The sequence below is a fragment of the Sphingopyxis sp. OPL5 genome (genome assembly GCF_003797775.2).
In the GTDB taxonomy this organism is placed as follows: Bacteria; Pseudomonadota; Alphaproteobacteria; order Sphingomonadales; family Sphingomonadaceae; genus Sphingopyxis.
On the sequence record NZ_CP060725.1, the window covers coordinates 4,517,007 to 4,534,158 of the forward strand.

The window sequence follows — 17,152 nt, forward strand, 5'->3', positions numbered from 1 at the left end:
GGACTTTCGAACGGAGAGGATAGCCATCAACCCGGCAGACCGAGCGCGCCGCCGAGACCACGCAGCAGCCCGCGCTTCTTCTTCGGCTTTTCATCAGCGGCGGGCGCATCCTCGTCGTCCCCGCCCGCCATCATCGCGGCGAGATCGACCCCGAGCAGGCTCATATGCCTCGCCCGGGTGCGCAGCTTGACACTCCAGCCGGCGGGCGCCTCGCGCGGCGAGCCATAATTCGCCTCGGGGCCATAAGCCGTCATCATCAGCATCGCCGATTCCGCCGCGGTGGCGACCGCCGTGGGCACCGCGCATTCGGTCGCCGGGGGCGCGAGCAACACGCGTTGCTGGACGAGGCGCGCGATATCGCCCTGTTCGAGATAGTCGGGAAGCGCCATCGCGGGCATGCGCACCGTGCTCGACGTCCACATCACGATGGTGCCGTCCTCCTTGGCACCGGTGACCGACAGCAGATAACCGCGCGCATTGGCGAGCGCGGGCCAGCTGACCATGACCGCGCCCGAGGCGAGCGCGCCACTCCGCGGCGCGAGCGGCGCGAGGAAGTCATTCCCCGCGGCGACGGCAAAGCGCATCTCCGGCGTATAATTGCCCTGTACGACATGATCGCCGATCAGCGAGCCGCCGCGCGGCACGCGCGTGCCGTCCCGGCTGTTCGGCCATTCACCATAGGTCGCGTGGCTCGCGGTCGACGGCGGCGTCATCGCGCGCACATCGGGCAGGACGCCAAAGGGCGAGGCGCCGCCGGGCTTCATCGTCGCGAGATCGATCACCACCGGCTGCCCGGCGGGCGCGGTTTCGCCGCAGCCCCAATAAAGCTCGATCCGCGCCTTGGGCTTGTCGGCCGGGCCGGGCCGGAAATCGGGCCGCCCGTCGGGCTTGGGCGTTCCAACCGCCGGAGTCAGCAGCGGCAGGCGATCGCCAGCGCGCAGCCCCTGCGGCGGCACATGGTCGGCGCTCGGCACCGGGTTGCGGTGCACCGACCCCAGCTGGAGCATCAGAGTCTTTTCGATCCCTGCGGGCTGGCCGGTTGCCATGCCCGATACGGTCTCTGCCGACAGCCAATAGACCGCGTCGATCTTTTGCTTGGGTGCCGGCTGCGCGGTGGCGGCGGTCGCGGCGATGGCAAGCGCGGCTAGCGCGCTGCCGGAAAGGAGCATCTTCATGTTAGATATCGCTTTCGAGGTCAGGGCTGCGGGGTCGCGGCGGGGGTCACGATCGGCGGCGAGACGTGGAGGCGCAGGCCCGGATGATCGATGACGAAGCGCCGGTCGGCGAACATGTCGATACCCAGGATCACCGCGGGCTGTTCGAGCGTGAAGCCGAGGATCTTGAAGATCGAAAGGTCGGCGATACGGACCTTCCTGCCCTCGACCTTTGCTTCGCCGATGGTCAGCGCCGCGATCGGCGTCTCGACGCTGGGCATCGCATGATTGGTCGCGCCCTTGATGTCGGTCGCCTTGACCACCCCGGGGCTGTCGGGGGTGATCCCGATCGCCTTCGCCGCCGCCCAGTTGATGATCGTGCCGCGCGCGCCGGTGTCGAGGATCGCGGGGACTTCGACGCCATTGAGGCGGATCGTCAACCGCGGCGCACGCATGTCGTCGAGGGTGAAGGGCACCGAGGCCGGGAGGCCGTCCAGCCTGTCGGCCTCGACCTTTCGCGTCATGCGCCAGCGGCGGCCGGGAATGTCGAGTTCGACCACGAAATCGGCGATGATGTCGGCGCCGAGGATGCCGTCGACGCCCAGATGGTCGGTCGGCCCGGGGGGCAGCAGCAGCAGTTCGGGCGCGCGGAAGACATGGCCCGCGACCTCGACCTGGGTGACGATCGTCGTTTCGACATCGCTGCGGCCCGCCGCGCCATCGAGCGGGTCATCCGACAGCTTGGCGACCAGCCCCGGCATTTCGGTGCGCAGCTTGGGCATGATCGTCGTGCTGCTCGCCGCGGTGTCGATGACGAAGCGCCTGGGCGCGCCGTCGTCGATGCGGACGAGCACCACCGGGTGGCCCGAGGGCAGGATTTCGAGCGGCTGCGCGGCCGCGGCGGCGGGCGCCGCGATGGCCGGCGCGGGTTCGGCGGCGGCTGAGCGCGTCTCGGCGAGGATGAGGGCGCCGAGCAGGCCGAAGGCGGCCAGCCCCGTGCGATAACGATGTGCCATAGCGTGTCTCCTGGGCGGCGAGCTGCCGCGATGGAGGCCGGCTATCGGGCGGGCGCCGGCGCCGCCATCGGCGTGCGACCAAGGCCGATCGGCGGTCGCCGGGCATGATCCGGCGCGACGAAGGCGGACATGGATGCGACGAGCGAGGACGTCAGCCGCGCCCACTTCCCTTATGCTGGGCGCAAACTACACAATGGAACCGCCATGCCGTTGAAGCCCGAACATCGTCAGACCATCTGGCTGGTCATCACGACCTGGACCCTGTCCGGGATCCTCTACCTCATCCCCTATCATATCTTCAGCGGCGCCAGCACCTATGTGCTGGTGTCGGTCGTCAACATCTGCGTCATGGGGATGCTGCTGTCATGGGGGGTCTGGTGGACCGTGCGCCGGACGCGCCGACGCAACATGGCGGTGCGGCTCGCCGCGATGGGCGTCGCGGTCTGCCTCGCGTCGGGCACGCTCGCGCTGATCGACGCCGCGACGGGCGAATGGATCGGGCGGCTGGTGGTGTCGAAACAGATGGCGGCGCCCTTCGGGCTGCGCGCCACCAATAATTTCATCGCGCTGATCTGGCAGTTCGCGCTGCTCGGCGCCGCCTTCACGGTGATCGAGGCGAACCGGCTCACGCGCGAGCGCGAGCTCGAACTCGCGGCGGCGCGCGAGACCGCGAGCCGTGCCGAGGCCGCGGCGAGCGCCGCGAGCCTCGCCGCGCTGCGTTACCAGCTCAATCCGCATTTCCTGTTCAACACGCTCAACGCCATCTCGTCGCTGATCGTGACGCGCGAATATGCCACCGCCGACGCGATGCTGGCGAAGCTGTCCGAATTCCTGCGCGCGACCTTGTCCTCCGAACCCGACGCGCTGCTGCCGCTCGAGGACGAACTCGCGACGCTGCAACATTATCTGGAGATCGAGAGCGTACGTTTCGGCGAGCGGCTCGCGGTCGAATTCGTCTGCCCGCCGTCGCTCAACGCCGCGCTGGTGCCGGGCTTCCTGCTCCAGCCGCTGATCGAAAATGCGATCAAATATGCGCTCGCGCCATCGGCGGTGCCGGTGACGATCCGCGTCGAGGCGGCGCGCGAGGGCGACACTTTGGTCGTCACCGTCGAGGACGACGGCAACGGGCAGGAAAAGGACATGCGGCCGGGCACCGGCGTCGGCATCGCCAATGTCCGCCAGCGGCTCGAAGCGCTCTATGGCGCGGCGGGCAGCCTCCGGACCGAAAAAAGGGCGCGCGGCTTCGTCGCGGTCGCCCGCCTGCCGTTCAACACTCATGTCGAGGGAGCGGCGACATGAGCGCGCTCACCGTCCTGCTCGTCGACGACGAACCGCTGGCGCTGCGCCGGCTCGAAACTTTGTTCGGCGACATCGACGATGTCGCGGTGATCGGCACCGCATCGACCGGCGGCGAGGCCGAGGAGCGGATCGCGGTGCTGAAACCCGACCTCGTCATGCTCGACATCTCGATGCCGCAGAAAAGCGGCATCCGGGTCGCCGCCGACCTGGTCGCCAACCCGCGGCCCGAGATCATCTTCGTCACCGCCTTCGAGCAATATGCGGCCGACGCCTTTGAGGTCGACGCCGCCGACTATCTGCTCAAGCCCGTGCGCTTCGACCGGCTGCGCCAAGCCGTCGAGCGCGCGCGCCGCCGCCGCGCGATGCGCGACGCCGCCGACCGGCTGGCTGAGGCGCCAGTGGCCGAGGCGCGCGACGAGGCGATATGGGTCCAGGTCGCCACCGGCAACCTGCGTCTGCCGATCGCGCAGATCGAATGGGTCGAGGCCGCGCGCGACTATGTGCTCTTTCACACCGCGACGCGCAGCTACATCCACCGCATCTCGATGGCCGCACTCGGACAATTGCTCGATCCGCAGCAATTGATGCGCGTGCATCGCTCGACCTTCATCCGCCCGGCGCTGGTGAGCAGCGTCCAGCGGCTCGGCAAAGGGCTGATCGCGCTCGAGATGGCGGATGGCGCGGTGGTGCAGGTCGGGCCGAGCTATGTCCACGCCGTGCTCGAACGGCTGGGGCTCGCCTGACGCCTTCGTCGCGCGAGCGGCCGCCTTCGTCGACGCACCGCCCGTCCTGTCGCGCCGCGATCGGCTTTCGAAGCACCACCGAGGCGCAACCGCGCCGCCTGTCCTAGCCACGGGTTGCGGCATCCAGCCGCGAGCAGAGGTGGCCGGCCCCCTTCCCACCCCCGGCAAGGCCCGGCGCCTCTGCTCTCCCCTCATGATGGAGAGACAGATGAAGCAAACCCTCCCCCTCCTCGCCGCGGCGATCGCGCTCAGCCTGCCCGCGTCGGCGCTGGCCGCAAAGGCCGAAGCGAAGCCCGAGGCCCGTGCCAAGGCGGAAGCGAAGCCCGAAGCCCGCGCCAAGGCCGAAGCCAAGCCCGAAGCCTGACCGCAACGGGACAGCGAGTGCCGGCGGCGTCCCCCCGGTTCGCCGGCACTCCTTCTCCGCGCGCGACCGAAGCCATCGTCAAGGCTCTCCCCGGCCGCTCCCCACACTATCCAGAAACGAGGCGATGATATGCGAACCCTTTTCCAAGCGGCGGCCTGCACCGCGTTGCTGCTGACCCTGCCCGTTCCCGCGATGGGCCAGGGTCTGTTCAAAAGCATCGCCAATCGTCTTTCCGAAACCACCGACAAGGAAAAGCCGGACGCGGCGCCGGATACGGGCGGCAAACCCGCCGCCGCGAAGCCCGCCGCCAGGAAACAATCCGCGTCGACGGTGCAATATCCCAGCCAGATGCCGCCCCCCGACGGTTTCGCCGCGGTCAAACAGGCCTATGACGATTTCGGCAAGGTCCGCTGCACCAGCTGCGAGGGCGGCTATGCCTATGACGGCTGGGCGGTCTTCCCCCGCGACGAAACGCCGCGCCCCTACAACGGGTCGAAGCACATCCTCGGCGAATTCGCGATCGGCCATGTCCACAGATGGCAGGGCGCCGAAGCGCAAGGATCGCTGACGATCGTCAGCGAAGAGCCGGTCCAGGGCTTCCGCTGCCGCCAATTGCTCTACCGACTGACCAAGGACGGCGCCTCCGCCGAACGTCCGGGCCTGATCTGCTGGGGCTATGCCAACCAGTTCGCGGGTTCCGAAGGCTGGAACATGGTCTATTGAGCGGGGGTCCCCCATGGCAATTCTACGCAGCTTGCTGGCGCTCGCCGTCGGCCTGACCCTGTCGGGCGCGGCCGCGCCGGTGGCAGCAGCGGCCGCCGCGCAATGCATCGCCGGCATCTCACCAGGGAGTCCAAAGGCCCGGATTTCTCATGGCTGCAGGACATCGTCGGCCTTGCTCCGCTGCAGCGCGCATTCGCGGGCGAAGAAGTCGAGAAGCGCGCGAACCGACGGCAGCAGGCCCCGGCGTGAGGGGAATACGGCGTGCACGATGCCGGCCGGCGGTCGCCAATCCGGCAGGACATGGACCAGCCGCCCGGCCTGGACGTCCGGCCAGATCAGCAACGTCGGCAGTTGTACGATCCCCAGCCCTTCGATCGCGGCCGCACGCAGCGTCGCCAGATCGTCGGTAACGATGCGCGGCGTGTAGGGAACGGTTGCTTTCCGGCCATCGGCACTTTCGAGGTCCCATCGATAATCCGATCGTACCGGACCCAGGTCGAGGCTGGGAAAGCCATTCAGGTCGGCGGGCGATCGGGCGGGGCCTGCGATCAGTTCGGGGCTTGCGACCAGGCATTGCCGGCTGTCGTCGAGTTTGCGCATGACCAGGCCGGTATCGTCGAGGGGTGGGAAGCGGACGCGAATCGCCAGATCGAACCCCTCCGCGATCACGTCGACCGGCCGGTTTAAGGTCTTGAGATGGACCTCGACCGCCGGGTTCGCCTTCACAAAACGGGCGATCAGGCCGCTGAACTGAAATTGCAGAAGCCCGACCGGACACGCCATGCGGATCACCCCGCGCGGCTCGGCCCGCAGTTCGGCGATGGCCTGCTCGGCCGCCTCGGCCTCGGCCAGCATGGCGACGCAGTGACGATAAAATTCCTGGCCAACCTCGGTCACCGAGAAACGGCGCGAGGAGCGGTTGAGCAGCCGAACGCCGAGCCGGTCCTCAAGCGCCGCGATCCGCCTGCTGAGCTTCGATTTCTGCAGACTGGTCGCGCGGGCGGCGGGCGCAAAGCCGCCATGATCGACGATCTGGACGAAATAATAGAGGTCGTTCAGATCCTTCATCGTTCCATTCATAGGACGCTGCGTCCGGAATCGCAATCTTTCGCGCCCGGCGATGCAGGAGCATCTTCCTCGCAAGTCAGGAGCGCCCCGTCTGGGGTCGCTCCCCGAGGAGATGAACGATGAACAAGACGATACTCGGCCGCTATGGCAATGAGCACGGCCATTGGGTGGGCGACGGCTTCCCCGTCCGCTCGCTCTTTTCCTACAATATGCTGGATCGGCACATCAGCCCCTTCCTGCTGCTCGACTATGCGGGACCGCATTATTTCGCACCGACGACCGATCGGCGCGGCGTCGGCCAGCATCCGCATCGCGGGTTCGAGACGGTCACCATCGTCTATGACGGCGAGGTCGAGCACAAGGATTCGGCAGGCAATGGCGGTGTGATCGGCCCCGGCGATGTCCAGTGGATGACCGCCGCCAGCGGCATCCTCCACGAGGAATATCATTCGGCGGCCTTTGCAAAGACCGGCGGCCCGTTCAAGATGATCCAGCTCTGGGTCAATCTGCCCGCAAAGGACAAGATGGCGCCCAGCGGCTATCAAGGCATCACCAACGCCGACATTCCGGTGGTCGAACTGGCCGGCGGTGCCGGGATGGCGCGCGTAATCGCCGGCGATTTCGGCGATGCCAAAGGTCCCGCCAAGACCTTCACGCCGATCAATGTCTGGGATCTGCGCCTCACCCGCGACGCCGACATGACCCTGTCGTTGCCCGAAGGGCACACGGCGATGCTGGTGGTCCTTGGCGGACATCTGACCGTCGAGGGCAATCAGGACGTCGGCGAGGCGGAGATGCTGATGCTGAGCCGCGAAGGCAGCGAGGTGCATCTGCGCGCCAACGGGGACACGACCATATTGGTCCTGACCGGCGAGCCGATCGACGAACCGATCGTTGGCTATGGCCCGTTCGTGATGAACACCGAGGCGGAAATCCGCCAGGCGATCGACGACGTCAACAGCGGCAGGTTTGCGATGGCGGCCTGATTGAAAGCCCGGCTCCTTTCGACACGGAGCCGGGCTTTTTTTGACCCGCGCCGGACCGGTCAGCGTTGAGAGTGATTTTTGTGGCCCGATAGCGGGCATTTTACAGGAGGACGACGATGACCAGTGAAGCCACCCGGGACCCAAGGGCCGACCATCTGCTGACGCCGCAGAACGCGGCGTTCATCATCATCGACTATCAGCCGGTGCAGGTGAACTCGATCGCCTCGATGGACCGGCAATTGATGCTCAACAATATTGCCGGCTGCGCCCGGGCCGCGGTCGTCTATGATCTGCCGATCATCCATTCGACGGTCAATGTCCAGACCGGCCTCAACAAGCCCCCGGTGCCGCACGTCGCCAAGGTTCTGGCGGACTATCCGACCTATGACCGCACGACGATCAACAGTTGGGAAGATGTCGAGTTCAGGAAGGCCGTCGAGGCCACCGGGCGCAAGAAGCTGATCATGACCGCGCTGTGGACCGAGGCCTGCCTGACCTTCCCCGCGCTCGACGCGCTCGCGGCGGGTTATGAGGTCTATGTCCCCGTCGACGCGGTCGGCGGCACCTCGCTCGCCGCGCATGAGGCGGCGCTGCGCCGCATCGAACAGGCGGGCGGCAAGATGATTTCCGTCCCCCAACTCTTCTGCGAACTACAGCGCGACTGGAAACGTAACGAGACCGTTCCCGCCTTCATGAACCTGTTCATCGAGACGGGCGGCACCGCCGGCATCCAGTTTTCCTACGACCGCACCGAATAGCATCGCACAAACAGCCCGCGCGCCGGTGGGGCGCGGGCTGTCCACCCCGCTCAGCAAGGAGAAAACCCATGTCCACGCCCGCCAATTTCAACGGCGCCCGCCCGGTGATCGACCCCGACGATGCCGCCGAATGGGCGCAGGTCAATACGAAGATCTTCCCGCCATATCAGTTGCGGATCGAATGCTACGCCAAGGCCCAGCAGGTCGCGAACGATCGCTAAGAACTCGATTCACAGCGCGTTCGAGGCAATCGCATCCCGGCCCGCTATCCGCCCGTTCAATCGGCAGGCCGGAACGGCATAGGGGCGGTTCGCTGGCCGGCACTTTTCGCTCGCGACGACAATGAGAATCGATTTGCCATCAAGCGCAACAAGACCATGATGCACGAGGGCGCCCAACGAGAATCAGGAGAGACGAAATGACCGACGCACCGACCATCATCCTCGTTCATGGCTTCTGGGGTGGCGCGGCTCACTGGGCCGGCGTCATTCCGCTGCTCCATCAGGCGGGACTCACCAAGCTGAAGGCGGTCGAAATGCCGCTCACCTCGCTGGCCGATGATGCCGAGCGCACCCGCAAGATGATTGCACAGGTCGGTGGCCCGGTGCTGCTGGTAGGGCACAGCTATGGCGGCGCGGTCATCACCGAAGCCGGCACCCATCCCGACGTTGTCGGGCTGGTCTATATCGCCGCTTTCGCTCCCGACGCGGGTGAAAGCCCGGGCGGCATAACGCAAGCCAATCCCCCGGCGGGCGCGGCAGCCATCGCGCCCGACAGCGACGGGTTTTTGTGGATCGCACAAGACCAATACCACGCGAACTTCTGCCAGGATCTGCCCGAGGATCAGGCGTTGGTGATGGCGGTGACGCAAAAGGCGCCGCTTGGCTCGACCTTTGGAAACACGATCTCTCAACCGGCATGGAAGAGCAAGCCGTGCTGGTACCAGCTGTCGGAACAGGATCGCATGATTGCGCCGGCCAATCAGGAGATGATGGCCTCGCGGATGGCGCCCAAAAAACTGATCCGCCTCGCCGCAAGCCATGCGTCTCTGGCGTCGCAGCCCAATGCGGTCGCCGCACTGATAATCGAGGCGGCACAAGGCTGACGGAACAAGGGATCGGCTGGCGACTTGCGAAGCGGATTTTCGAGATTGACCGCCGAGAGATGGTGTTCAGTTGATCCTGCGTTGTCCGTTCCCGGGTGGCTGGTCCGCACGCCGCCCTGAATAGGGCGATATCGTCGCCGCATGGCTGATTTCAGAGCAAGGGAAACACCAAAACCATGACGATCGAACGCATCATCGACAAACGGGAACGCGATCTCGGCGGCGGTTTCGTCGTCGGACGGGTTCTGCCCTTCCACGCGCGCCGGATGGTCGGGCCGTTCATCTTCTTCGACCATCTGGGCCCGCTCGACCTGGCACCGGGCATCCCGCGCGAGCTGGATGTGCGTCCCCACCCGCATATCGGCCTTTCGACCGTGACCTATCTGTATACGGGCCAGATCACCCACCGCGACAGCCTGGGCTTCGAGCAGGAAATCCGCCCCGGCGAGGTCAACTGGATGGTCGCGGGCAGCGGCATCACCCACAGCGAACGGCTTGAATATGCGCGCGCGCATGGTGCGAACATGCATGGGATCCAGGCCTGGGTGGCGCTGCCCGTCGAGGCGGAGGAAAATGATCCCAGTTTCCACCACCATGCCGGGGCCGACCTGCCCGAATGGGACGAGCATGGCGTCAAGGGCCGGTTGATCGCGGGCGAGGCCGATGGCCTTTCGTCGCGGGTGACAGTTCATTCGCCGCTCTTCTACCAGCACTGGGAGATGCAGGCCGGCGCGCGCCGCAGCGTCACCACCGCCTATCCCGAACGGGCGGTCTATTGCGCCGCCGGACAGATCAAGATTGGCGGAACGGTGCTGGGCGCGGGCCAGATGGCGGTGCTGAACGGACGCGACGGCGCCGATGTCACCGCGAACCAGCCCTCCACGGTAATGGTGCTGGGAGGCGAGCCGATCGGCGAGCGGTTCCTGCTTTGGAACTTCGTTTCCTCGAGCAAGGACCGGCTCGAACAGGCGCGCGAGGATTGGACGGCCGGGCGCATGAAATTGCCCGACGCGGACCACGCCGAATCCATCCCGTTTCCCGAGGTTGCGAAATGACCGCCGGCATCCAGGAAACGCGGGGACATCACCGGACATCGAATGGCTTGGGCCGGGCCCTAAATCCTCCATATACGGATGGCCGGAACCGTCCGATGATAGTCGAACAAGGAAAGCTGCCGCTATGGCCGAAATAACGATCACCAAGGAAGACGATGGCCGCCATGGCCGCTACCTGGCGCGGGTCGCCGGGATCGAGGATGCGGCCGAACTGGTCTTCACCCATCGCGGCCCCGGCCTTATCAGCGCGGACCATACCGGCGCGCCGGAGAGCCTGAGGGGCACGGGCGTGGCGGCGGCGCTGGTCGATTTCCTCATCGCCGATGCACGGGGCAATGGCTTTCGCATCATTCCCTTGTGCCCCTATGTCCGCGCGCGATACGAGAAGCACCCCGATTGGCAGGATGTGATGACCGTCGGCCCGGGCGAAAAGCCGAGCATCGCCGCAAGGCCGCACCCATGACCCGCCTGCTCGGCATTTCGGGCAGCCTCAGGACAGGCTCGTTCAACACCGCCCTGCTCCGCAACGCGGCCGGGCTGGTGCCCGAGGGCGTATCGCTCGAGATTCGCACGTTGCACGGCATCCCGCTCTACGATGCCGACGCGGAGGCAGCGAGCGGTCTGCCCGATGCGGTGGTCGATCTGAAGGAGGCGATCGCGTCGGCCGATGGCGTGATATTGGCGACGCCCGAATATAACAACGGGATACCCGGCGTGTTCAAGAACGCGGTCGATTGGGCCTCGCGCCCGCCGGGCGACATTGCGCGGGTGTTCGGCGGGCGTCCGTTCGCGATTCTGGGCGCGTCGCCGGGTGGGTTCGGTACGCTGCTGGCGCAGAACGACTGGCTGCCGGTGCTGCGCACCCTTGGCGCGACCTTGTGGACCGGCGGCCGGATGCTCGTCTCGCGCGCATCGGGGATGTTCGACGAGAATGGCGCGATGGGCGATCCCGCCGTCCGCAATCAGCTCGCGACGTTCCTTGCTGGTTACACCGACTTCATTCGACAAAAGGACGGCTGACACGATGGCGCAAAAGACCATGGCCCATGTTTCCGATGCTCAGGGCAGCCCGCTCGCGGTCGCCATCGAGGTGTCCGGTCATCATATCTTCGGGGATGAACCCCTGTCCAAGGGCGGAAAGAATCTGGGTCCGTCGCCCTATGACCTGCTCGCCGCGTCGCTCGGCGAATGCACCGCGATAACCGTTCGCTGGTATGCGATTCGCGAAGGCTGGCCGGTCGAACATGTCGATGTCGAGGTTCGTCATGGCAAAAAGATGGAAGCGGGATCGGAGCAGATGATCGACGAGTTTCACAAGACCGTCACCATCATCGCCCCCGATTTGTCGGAAGAACAACGCCAAAAGCTCTTTGACGTCGCCGAAAAATGCCCCGTTCACAAAACGTTGACCGGCGCCATCCGGATCGCAACCGAACGCGGATCATAGCCGGCGCCGGCCGAAAATCAGCGCTGTGGGTGAAAAGTGCATGGCGGCTGCACCTGGGCCGTGGGTGGACGGCCCTGCGTTGGTGCCGAACGGGTTTTGCGTGTGTCTCGCGTCACAGCATCGTCCGTCTGCATCGCCTATCGGGATGGCATCGAATGAAAAGGCGACGGCAAGGAGATGAAAAGTGAGCGATAGAAAAGACGCCCCTGAAACGATCAGTGACGAAGCGCTCGACGGGGTCAGCGGCGGCCTGCCCGCCGTGCAGGCCGCGCGCGAGGCGGCGCGCCGGGCCAGCGTCAATTTCGTGATGGCGGACGGATCGGTCAAGGCCGACGACGGATCGGTGAAGCCGGGTGACGGGTCGGTCAAGCCCTCCGTCGGCGGTTAAGCTCCCGGCCATCCTCGGCCCACGGTCGGACTCTAATGCTCGCGCCCCTCGAGCAGCGCGATCAGGCGAACGAAACGGTCGCCCGCCTCGCTGAGCGTGTCGAGCAGGCCTTCGTCGAGTTCGGTCTGCCCGCCCGCCGGGGTCGACAGGCTGCGCAGCCGATCGGACAGGAACACCGCCAGCGCGCGATAGAAGCGCGCCGCGAAGCCGCTGTCCGCCGCGAATTCGGCCAGGATCGCCGCGCGCGGCACCGCAAGCACCCGGACATGGTCGCGCGCGGTCACCGTTGCCGACGGCAGCGCCTTTTCCACAAAGGACATCTCGCCGACCACATCGCCGAGCGCGAGGTCGGCAACATGCGCGCCGGCAGGGCTGGTGACCGCCAGCGTGCCATCGGTGACGAAGAATAATTCGCCGATCGCCCGCCCCGCCTCAATCAGCACTTCGCCGGGCGCGAGGCCGCGGACGCTGCCGTGACGCGACAGCCAGAGGATGTCGCTGTCCTCCAGATCGCCCAGGATATAGAGCGCCTTGCGCATATCAGTCCTCCAGCAATTGGCGGCGCGCGAGCGCGGCAAAGGCGCCGTTTCGCGCCATGAGGTCGGCGAATGTCCCGGTTTCGACAAAGCGCCCGCGTTCGAGGACGCAGATGCGGTCCGCATTGCGCACGGTCGACAGCCGGTGCGCGATGGTGATCCGGCTGGCGTCGAGCGCGTCGAGGGTCGCCGCGACTATCGCCTGCGTCGCATTGTCGAGCGCGCTGGTGGCCTCGTCGAAGAACAGGAGGCGCGGCCCTCCGGCGAGGGCGCGCGCGATCAGGATGCGCTGGCGCTGCCCGCCCGACAGCGTCCCCGCCCCTTCGGTGACCATCGTGTGCAGCCCCATCGGCATCTGATCGAGGTCGTCGGCCAGCCCCGCCGCATCGGCCGCCGCCTGACATTGCTCGAGCCCGGCATCGCTCGCGCCGCGAATATTCTCCATGATCGTCCCCGCGAACAGCTGGCTCGACTGGAGCACGACGCCGATCTGGCTGCGCAGCCGTGCCGGATCGAGGCTCGCGAGTTCCTGCCCGTCATAGGCGATCGACCCCGTCGTCGGCGTCTCGAAGCCGAGGAGCAGCCGCAGGACGGTCGACTTGCCCGACCCCGAGCCGCCGACGATCGCGACATGCTCGCCCGGCGCGACGCTCAGCGACAGGTCGGCGAGCAGCGGCGCCATCGCCTGGTCATAACCGAAGCTGAGCCCCGACACCTGGATATCGCCAGTCAGCCGCCCAGGGTCGGCGCGGCCGCCCGCCGCCTCGATCTCGGCGGTCAGGATCGGGCGTGCGCGCTCGGCCAGCGGGCGCGCGGTGTAGATCGCGAGCAAAGAATCGCACAGCGCGACAAGATTGCCCTGAAAGATCGCGAAGGCGGCGAGGAAGCCGATGAACTGCCCCGGCGGCACATCGCCCGACACGAGCAGCGCCGCGGTCGCGAACAGCGCGATCAGGCCGATGATCCCCCAGGCATCGGCGAAAGCGCCGAAATGCACGCCGATGCGCTGTCCCCGCGCATCCGCCGCGCGTTCGAGCGTGTAAGCGCCCGTCCAGCGATCCAGCATGCGGTCTTCCGCCGCCGCCGAGCGCAATTTGGGCAGCCCTTCCAATATCTCGAAGGTGAGACCCGCGAGCTTGCCGTCGCGTTCGGCCGCCTCGCGCAGCGGTGCCGCCTGTGCCACGCGGCTGACCGCCACCGCGCCGATATAGACGAGCGTTACGCCCAGCCCGGCGAGCGCCATGCGCGGTTCATAGGCGAAGAGCAGGACAAGATAGAAAAGCGAGAAAAAGGCGGTCAGCCCGGCGCTGAGCAGGATCGCGGCGACGAGCGCGCGAATGCCTTCCAGCGCCTCGATCCGCTGGTTGAAATCGCCCGGCGACAGCGTCTTGAAGAAGCGCGCGGGCAGCCGCAGCACCCGGTCGGTCACCCCCGCCGCCATCGCGACCTGCCCGCGCCCGGTGATGCGCGCGATCGCCAGCGTCCGCACGGTGGCGAAGGCGGCGCTGACGAGCGCCGCGACAACGAGCGCGATGCCGATGCCGATCAGCAGCCCGCCCGCGCCGCCGGGGACGATCTCGTCGAAAATCCAGGCGGTGGCGAGCGGCACGATCAGCCCGAGCAGCGCCGCGCCGAGCCCCGCCCCGGCGATCAGCGGCCATTCGCGCCGGATGCCGGCGGCGACGCTCACCGCCATGGGACGGAACGACGACAGGTCGCCGGCAAGCGGCGCATAGACGCGCCAGCACAAGGGCTGCACCTCGCCCGGATCGAGCGGAATGCCATCGGCATCGAGATACGCGCCACCCCGCCACAGCGCCGCGCTCGTGCCATGCTCCCCGACCTGCACCAGCATCGGCCCGGCATCGTCCTTCCACCAGCCCGGCGCGAGGATCGTCCGTCCGGCGCGCAGCCCGGCGATGCGCGCGAGTACGGGGGCTTGCGCAAAATCCATACGCGAACCACGAAAGATCGCCGGGTCGACCGGATGGCCGAGGGCTTCCCCCAGCGCGGCGAACGCCTGCGCCAGCCGGTTGCCCTCGGCACCGCCGGGTGGCCCCACGCCAAGGCGATCGATCAGCGACGCGTCGCGCTGCGCCGCTTCGGCGGCAAAAGCGGCGTCGAGCGCCGCACCGGGGTCGCCATCGTCGAACGTGCCGGCGAGCAGCGGCGCGAGTTCGCAATCGTCGAGCGCGACGACGAGGAAGCGGCGCGCGCCCTCGGGCAGCGGCGCGACGCGCCCCTCGGCCTCGACGAGTTCGACGAAGCGCCGCCGCTCGGCGGTGACCAGATAGAGTTCGAGCCGCCCCGCCGCGACGCGCCAGCCGGTGCCGCCATGCGGCAGCGCCCGGGTCGCGCCAGCCGGCAAGGCGATCGCGTCCGTCATGCCTCGACCAGCCGCGCATAGACGCCGTGCCCGGCCATCAGTTCGCCATGGTCGCCCGCCTCGACCACCCGCCCCTGTTCGAGCACATAGATGCGGTCGCAATCGCGGATCGCCGACAGCCGGTGCGCGATGATGATGCAGGTGATCCCGCGCCGCCGGATCGCCTCCATCACCCCATGTTCGGTAACCGGATCGAGCGCGCTGGTCGCTTCATCGAGAATAATCAGGCTGGGATCGCTGGCCAGCGCGCGTGCGATTTCCATCCGCTGCCGCTCGCCGCCCGAAAAATTGCCGCCACCCTGCGCGATCCGCGCATCATAACCGCCGGGCCGCGCGGCGATGACGTCGTGGATCATCGCATCGCGCGCCGCGCGGATCATGTCGGGTTCGGGCAAAGCGTCATTCCACAGCGTCAGATTGTCGCGCACCGACCCTTCGAACAGCATCACATCCTGCCGCACATAAGCGAGGCGGTGCGCAAGCGCGGCGCGCGGCCAGTCGAGCAGCGCGCGGCCGTCGAGCAGCAGGTCGCCGCCGCGCGGCTGTTCGAGCCCGGCGATCAGCTTGCCGACGGTCGATTTGCCCGACCCCGACGGCCCGACGAGCGCGATGCGTTCGCCGGGCAGCAGATCGAAGCTGAGCCCGTCGATGAGCGGCGGATCGAGCGGCGCATAGCCGAAGGACAGGTCGCGCGCGCTCACCCCTCCCTGCGGCAGCCGTCCGTCGGAGGCGGGATCGGCGCGATCGAAACGCGGATCACTCGCCTCGGCCAGCACATCGTCGAGCCGCCCGGTGTAGGAGCGGATCTGGTGCAGTTCGGCCCCGAAACCCGCAAGCGCCGCGACCGGCGCGACAAAGCTTGCCGCCAGCGTCTGATAGCCGACGAGTTCGCCCAGCGTCATCGTCCCGCCCATCACGGCAAAGCCGCCCCACACCAATATGGTCGCGATAATCAGCGCACTGATCAGCGCCGGCATCGGCTGCACAAAGGCGGCCAGCCGCGCGACCTGTTGCTCGCCGTTCTGGACCGCGATCGTCAGGCCGGTCCAGCGCGCGAACAGCATATCCTCGCCGCCCGACGCCTTGAACGTCTCCATATCCTTCAGCCCGGCGACGCGCGCGCCCGCGAGCTTGCCGCGGTCGATCGATATCTTGCGATAGCGGTCGGACAGCAGGCGGTTCGACAGCAGCAGGACGGCAGCGTTGAGCAGCGCTAGCGCGGCGACCGCCAGCGTCAGCGCCCAATGATAAAAAAGCAGCACGATCAGGAAGAACAGGGCGCTGACCAGATTGACCGCCGCCTGCGCCAGATGGCCGGTCAGCAGCGTCGCCAGCGATTCATTGAGCTTCACCCGGTCGGCGATCTCGCCGGCGAAGCGCTGGTCGAAAAAGGCCACCGGCAACGTCAGCAGCTTGCGCATCAACGCCCCGCCGGTGTTGAGGCTCATCGCCATGCGCGCGCGGAGCAATGTGCGCTCCTGCAGTTCGAGGAGGATGAAGCGGACCATCGCCGTCAGGCCCATCCCGATCAGCAGCGGCAGCAACCAGTCGGACAGGCCGCGGACGAGCACATAATCGACAAAAATCCGGCTGAACACCGGCAGCACCACCCCCGGCACCACCAGCGCCAGCGCGGTCAGGACCACGAACCACAGCGCGGTGCGCACCCCGTCGAACCGCTGACGCAGCGACTGCGCCAGGCTGGGGCGGCTGTCGCCCCGCTCGAAACCGGCGCCGGGGACGAAGGTCAGCACGACCCCGGTAAAGCCATCGGAGAATTCGGCGATCGTCTCGCGGCGGCGACCCGACGCCGGATCGTTGAGCCAGACCTGGCGCGCGTCGATATGCTCGACGACGAGAAAATGGTTGAAATGGACAAAGGCGATCGCCGGCAATGGCAGGTCGGCGATATGATCGGGCTCGGCCTTCAGCCCCTTGGCCTCCATCCCCAGCGATCGCGCCGCGCGGAGCAGGCTCGACGCCTTGGTCCCGTCGCGCGACACGCCGCACAGCGCGCGCAATTCGTCGAGCCCCATGTGGCGGCCGTGCGCGGCGAGGACCATCGCCAGCGAGGCCGCCCCGCATTCGGCGGCTTCGAGCTGGAGCACCGTTGGCGTGGATCGG

19 protein-coding genes are annotated in these 17,152 nt (G+C 67.2%); 13 read left to right on the forward strand and 6 right to left on the reverse strand.

Annotated elements, in window-relative coordinates; genetic code table 11:
* Positions 1-26: 26 nt before the first annotated feature.
* Together EEB18_RS21795 and EEB18_RS21800 are read right to left on the reverse strand one after the other, a co-directional pair.
* Positions 27-1,175 (reverse strand): hypothetical protein, encoded by a 1,149-nt coding sequence (locus tag EEB18_RS21795; RefSeq protein ID WP_187142220.1) that lies wholly within the window; start codon positions 1,173-1,175, stop codon positions 27-29.
* A 20-nt stretch (positions 1,176-1,195) separates the two neighbouring features.
* Positions 1,196-2,170, reverse strand: a complete 975-nt coding sequence (locus EEB18_RS21800; protein ID WP_187142221.1) for an aspartyl protease family protein — start codon at positions 2,168-2,170, stop codon at positions 1,196-1,198.
* A gap of 204 nt (positions 2,171-2,374) precedes the next feature.
* Between EEB18_RS21800 and EEB18_RS21805 the strand changes: the two genes are divergently transcribed.
* From EEB18_RS21805 to EEB18_RS21820, 4 genes are all read left to right on the forward strand, one after another.
* On the forward strand, positions 2,375-3,469 hold the full coding sequence (locus EEB18_RS21805; protein ID WP_187142222.1) for a sensor histidine kinase: 1,095 nt from the start codon (positions 2,375-2,377) through the stop codon (positions 3,467-3,469).
* On the forward strand, positions 3,466-4,212 hold the full coding sequence (locus EEB18_RS21810) for a LytR/AlgR family response regulator transcription factor (protein ID WP_187142223.1): 747 nt from the start codon (positions 3,466-3,468) through the stop codon (positions 4,210-4,212). Before EEB18_RS21805 ends, EEB18_RS21810 begins: the two co-directional genes overlap by 4 nt.
* Before the next feature lie 208 nt (positions 4,213-4,420).
* Positions 4,421-4,576 carry a hypothetical protein gene (locus EEB18_RS21815; RefSeq protein ID WP_187138777.1) on the forward strand — a complete coding sequence of 52 codons (156 nt, stop codon included), beginning with the start codon at positions 4,421-4,423 and terminating at the stop codon, positions 4,574-4,576.
* A gap of 129 nt (positions 4,577-4,705) precedes the next feature.
* Complete coding sequence (locus EEB18_RS21820; RefSeq protein WP_187138778.1) at positions 4,706-5,299, forward strand: hypothetical protein; 594 nt, start codon at positions 4,706-4,708, stop codon at positions 5,297-5,299.
* Between the two features lie 147 nt (positions 5,300-5,446).
* On the opposite strand, the gene EEB18_RS21825 is transcribed toward EEB18_RS21820, so the two are convergent.
* On the reverse strand, positions 5,447-6,367 hold the full coding sequence (locus EEB18_RS21825) for a LysR substrate-binding domain-containing protein (protein WP_187138779.1): 921 nt from the start codon (positions 6,365-6,367) through the stop codon (positions 5,447-5,449).
* A 119-nt stretch (positions 6,368-6,486) separates the two neighbouring features.
* On the opposite strand from EEB18_RS21825, the gene EEB18_RS21830 reads away from it, so the two are divergent.
* From EEB18_RS21830 to EEB18_RS21870, 9 genes are all read left to right on the forward strand, one after another.
* Entirely contained in the window at positions 6,487-7,353 is an 867-nt protein-coding gene (locus tag EEB18_RS21830; RefSeq protein ID WP_187138780.1) for a pirin family protein, read from the forward strand.
* 116 nt (positions 7,354-7,469) lie between these two features.
* Positions 7,470-8,111, forward strand: a complete 642-nt coding sequence (locus tag EEB18_RS21835) for a hydrolase (RefSeq protein WP_187138781.1) — start codon at positions 7,470-7,472, stop codon at positions 8,109-8,111.
* A 68-nt stretch (positions 8,112-8,179) separates the two neighbouring features.
* Positions 8,180-8,332 carry a hypothetical protein gene (locus tag EEB18_RS21840; RefSeq protein ID WP_187138782.1) on the forward strand — a complete coding sequence of 51 codons (153 nt, stop codon included), beginning with the start codon at positions 8,180-8,182 and terminating at the stop codon, positions 8,330-8,332.
* A 197-nt stretch (positions 8,333-8,529) separates the two neighbouring features.
* Positions 8,530-9,216, forward strand: a complete 687-nt coding sequence (locus tag EEB18_RS21845; RefSeq protein WP_187138783.1) for an alpha/beta fold hydrolase — start codon at positions 8,530-8,532, stop codon at positions 9,214-9,216.
* 176 nt (positions 9,217-9,392) lie between these two features.
* A complete protein-coding gene (locus EEB18_RS21850) occupies positions 9,393-10,271 on the forward strand; it encodes a pirin family protein (RefSeq protein ID WP_187138784.1) in 879 nt (292 codons plus the stop codon).
* A 124-nt stretch (positions 10,272-10,395) separates the two neighbouring features.
* Positions 10,396-10,734 carry a GNAT family N-acetyltransferase gene (locus EEB18_RS21855; protein WP_187138785.1) on the forward strand — a complete coding sequence of 113 codons (339 nt, stop codon included), beginning with the start codon at positions 10,396-10,398 and terminating at the stop codon, positions 10,732-10,734.
* A complete protein-coding gene (locus EEB18_RS21860) occupies positions 10,731-11,291 on the forward strand; it encodes an NADPH-dependent FMN reductase (RefSeq protein ID WP_187138786.1) in 561 nt (186 codons plus the stop codon). Before EEB18_RS21855 ends, EEB18_RS21860 begins: the two co-directional genes overlap by 4 nt.
* A 4-nt stretch (positions 11,292-11,295) precedes the next feature.
* Positions 11,296-11,718: an OsmC family protein gene (locus EEB18_RS21865; protein ID WP_187138787.1), complete on the forward strand. Its 423-nt coding sequence runs from the start codon at positions 11,296-11,298 to the stop codon at positions 11,716-11,718.
* Positions 11,719-11,902: 184 nt separating this feature from the next.
* Complete coding sequence (locus tag EEB18_RS21870; protein ID WP_187138788.1) at positions 11,903-12,106, forward strand: hypothetical protein; 204 nt, start codon at positions 11,903-11,905, stop codon at positions 12,104-12,106.
* Between the two features lie 32 nt (positions 12,107-12,138).
* Here the strand turns inward: EEB18_RS21870 and EEB18_RS21875 are convergent, their stop codons facing one another.
* The 3 genes from EEB18_RS21875 to EEB18_RS21885 are packed head-to-tail and all read right to left on the reverse strand — an operon-like array spanning position 12,139 to position 17,136.
* The gene (locus tag EEB18_RS21875; RefSeq protein WP_187138789.1) at positions 12,139-12,645 is read right to left on the reverse strand and encodes a cyclic nucleotide-binding domain-containing protein; all 507 of its coding nucleotides are present in this window, start codon (positions 12,643-12,645) and stop codon (positions 12,139-12,141) included.
* 1 nt (position 12,646) lies between these two features.
* The gene (locus EEB18_RS21880; protein ID WP_187138790.1) at positions 12,647-15,028 is read right to left on the reverse strand and encodes an ATP-binding cassette domain-containing protein; all 2,382 of its coding nucleotides are present in this window, start codon (positions 15,026-15,028) and stop codon (positions 12,647-12,649) included.
* On the reverse strand, positions 15,025-17,136 hold the full coding sequence (locus EEB18_RS21885) for an NHLP family bacteriocin export ABC transporter peptidase/permease/ATPase subunit (RefSeq protein WP_187669049.1): 2,112 nt from the start codon (positions 17,134-17,136) through the stop codon (positions 15,025-15,027). Before EEB18_RS21885 ends, EEB18_RS21880 begins: the two co-directional genes overlap by 4 nt.
* Positions 17,137-17,152 lie beyond the last annotated feature (16 nt).

What these genes read in the sequence shown, in the direction of transcription:
- EEB18_RS21795 (WP_187142220.1), bottom strand. Translation starts at nt 1,175, where the DNA reads ATGAAGATGCTCCTTTCCGGCAGCGCGCTAGCCGCGCTTGCCATCGCC.
- EEB18_RS21800 (WP_187142221.1), bottom strand. Translation starts at nt 2,170, where the DNA reads ATGGCACATCGTTATCGCACGGGGCTGGCCGCCTTCGGCCTGCTCGGC.
- EEB18_RS21805 (WP_187142222.1), top strand. Translation starts at nt 2,375, where the DNA reads ATGCCGTTGAAGCCCGAACATCGTCAGACCATCTGGCTGGTCATCACG.
- EEB18_RS21810 (WP_187142223.1), top strand. Translation starts at nt 3,466, where the DNA reads ATGAGCGCGCTCACCGTCCTGCTCGTCGACGACGAACCGCTGGCGCTG.
- EEB18_RS21815 (WP_187138777.1), top strand. Translation starts at nt 4,421, where the DNA reads ATGAAGCAAACCCTCCCCCTCCTCGCCGCGGCGATCGCGCTCAGCCTG.
- EEB18_RS21820 (WP_187138778.1), top strand. Translation starts at nt 4,706, where the DNA reads ATGCGAACCCTTTTCCAAGCGGCGGCCTGCACCGCGTTGCTGCTGACC.
- EEB18_RS21825 (WP_187138779.1), bottom strand. Translation starts at nt 6,367, where the DNA reads ATGAAGGATCTGAACGACCTCTATTATTTCGTCCAGATCGTCGATCAT.
- EEB18_RS21830 (WP_187138780.1), top strand. Translation starts at nt 6,487, where the DNA reads ATGAACAAGACGATACTCGGCCGCTATGGCAATGAGCACGGCCATTGG.
- EEB18_RS21835 (WP_187138781.1), top strand. Translation starts at nt 7,470, where the DNA reads ATGACCAGTGAAGCCACCCGGGACCCAAGGGCCGACCATCTGCTGACG.
- EEB18_RS21840 (WP_187138782.1), top strand. Translation starts at nt 8,180, where the DNA reads ATGTCCACGCCCGCCAATTTCAACGGCGCCCGCCCGGTGATCGACCCC.
- EEB18_RS21845 (WP_187138783.1), top strand. Translation starts at nt 8,530, where the DNA reads ATGACCGACGCACCGACCATCATCCTCGTTCATGGCTTCTGGGGTGGC.
- EEB18_RS21850 (WP_187138784.1), top strand. Translation starts at nt 9,393, where the DNA reads ATGACGATCGAACGCATCATCGACAAACGGGAACGCGATCTCGGCGGC.
- EEB18_RS21855 (WP_187138785.1), top strand. Translation starts at nt 10,396, where the DNA reads ATGGCCGAAATAACGATCACCAAGGAAGACGATGGCCGCCATGGCCGC.
- EEB18_RS21860 (WP_187138786.1), top strand. Translation starts at nt 10,731, where the DNA reads ATGACCCGCCTGCTCGGCATTTCGGGCAGCCTCAGGACAGGCTCGTTC.
- EEB18_RS21865 (WP_187138787.1), top strand. Translation starts at nt 11,296, where the DNA reads ATGGCGCAAAAGACCATGGCCCATGTTTCCGATGCTCAGGGCAGCCCG.
- EEB18_RS21875 (WP_187138789.1), bottom strand. Translation starts at nt 12,645, where the DNA reads ATGCGCAAGGCGCTCTATATCCTGGGCGATCTGGAGGACAGCGACATC.
- EEB18_RS21880 (WP_187138790.1), bottom strand. Translation starts at nt 15,028, where the DNA reads ATGACGGACGCGATCGCCTTGCCGGCTGGCGCGACCCGGGCGCTGCCG.